General features: G+C 59.6%; 2 protein-coding genes. Both read right to left on the bottom strand.

Translation table 11 applies throughout. The annotated features are described in order from the left end of the window. Positions 1-65: 65 nt before the first annotated feature. A complete protein-coding gene (locus EOA27_RS37005; protein WP_126083379.1) occupies positions 66-581 on the bottom strand; it encodes a hypothetical protein in 516 nt (171 codons plus the stop codon). 43 nt (positions 582-624) lie between these two features. Then, on the bottom strand, positions 625-1,221 hold the full coding sequence (locus EOA27_RS37000) for a DUF6456 domain-containing protein (protein WP_126083380.1): 597 nt from the start codon (positions 1,219-1,221) through the stop codon (positions 625-627). Positions 1,222-1,257 lie beyond the last annotated feature (36 nt).

The raw sequence follows: 1,257 nt of genomic DNA, 5'->3' as shown, positions 1-1,257 counted from the left end.
CGATAAGTTGGAATAGTGCAAAATCGTGGGAACGACTCTTGCGCGCTGCCTGCTTCACCTCACGTTTAAATGGAGCGATTGGCTATCGCTTTCGCCTCAGCCGCCCAAGAAAGAAAGCTACTTAGAAACTCTTCCGAGACATCAATTTTCTGATCACTCCATCGGAAGCTTTTGTCTTCGGCAGACAGGCCGTAGTGAATGGTGCGTTCGTTCCCAGCTTCTTCGATCTTCTTCAGTGCGTTCTTTCGCGAGCCGTAGAGCCGATCTTCAATATGCTCGAAATGATCCCTTGCTCTCTTGTATGCTGAGAGATCCAAAGCCCCAACATGGCTAGCCATTTCGGCGCCCAAGACATTTGACGCTAAGACAATTCCATCCTTCACTCTGTCGATAGCGATTAGAAAAAAGTGCAACTCTACCAACGCGCGTTTGTATCTCTTCTGCCGCCACGCATCGAACATCAAAGCATGTTGTCGTTCGACAGCTTCGAGGTATCTGTCGACTAAGCCTAGGCCATCGTGCAGCTGACCAGTTGGGTCTGCAGTTAGGTAAGCAAGCAGTTGCTCAGTTTCGTCGTTCATGGGGTAAACAATAACGCCTTGAGTGACATATACTAGGCCACCTTCACCCCGCCTTCCTCCCCATCATCCCGTAGTGCACCGCCAACAAATCCAGCCCGACCTTCAGCAGCTTCACCACTACATCCCTTCCCTCGCCGCTACGCTCGGCGATGGCCTTCACCGACAGGCCTTCGAGGCAAGTCTTGCGCACCACCTCCGCCACCTCCCAATGGGCGAGCGCGGCGGCTGCATGGGCATGCGCCCGGCCGGCTGAGAGGACGCGGTCGGGGACGCCGCCGCCGACGCGGCTGGCGTCAACGCGTTCGCTCCAGGATTGCGGCTGCAGGCCGTGCCGGGCGGCGCGCTCGAAATCGTCGCGAAAGCGCTGGCCGGCCTCGCGCTGCTGGCGCGTCAGCGAGGTGATGCCGGTGAGCGGGTCGACATTGCGCAGGCGCACGATGCCGCCGGTGGAGGTGTAGCCGCCGTTCGACACTTCGTAGACGCGGCGCGCCTCGGCCGTGCCAGCGGTCAGCCGCTGGCGGCCGAAGGCGTCCTGCTTGAGGGCGAAGTCATGGCCGACCTCGCGGCGGATGCGCACCTGCGCGGCCTCGCCCTTGGGAAGCTTTGGGGGTTGGGGTTTCTTTGAGGGCTTGCGGGGCATGGGTGCGGTCCTTTGTGGGGTGGGACGTTGCAGAAC

It is taken from the genome of Mesorhizobium sp. M2A.F.Ca.ET.037.01.1.1 (genome assembly GCF_003998075.1).
Classification (GTDB): domain Bacteria; phylum Pseudomonadota; class Alphaproteobacteria; order Rhizobiales; family Rhizobiaceae; genus Mesorhizobium.
Note: the sequence above shows the minus strand (reverse complement) of the source record. Positions and strands in the feature narration are given on the sequence as shown.

Coding starts and splice junctions, on each gene's coding strand:
- EOA27_RS37005 (WP_126083379.1), bottom strand. CDS start 581: ATGAACGACGAAACTGAGCAACTGCTTGCTTACCTAACTGCAGACCCA.
- EOA27_RS37000 (WP_126083380.1), bottom strand. CDS start 1,221: ATGCCCCGCAAGCCCTCAAAGAAACCCCAACCCCCAAAGCTTCCCAAG.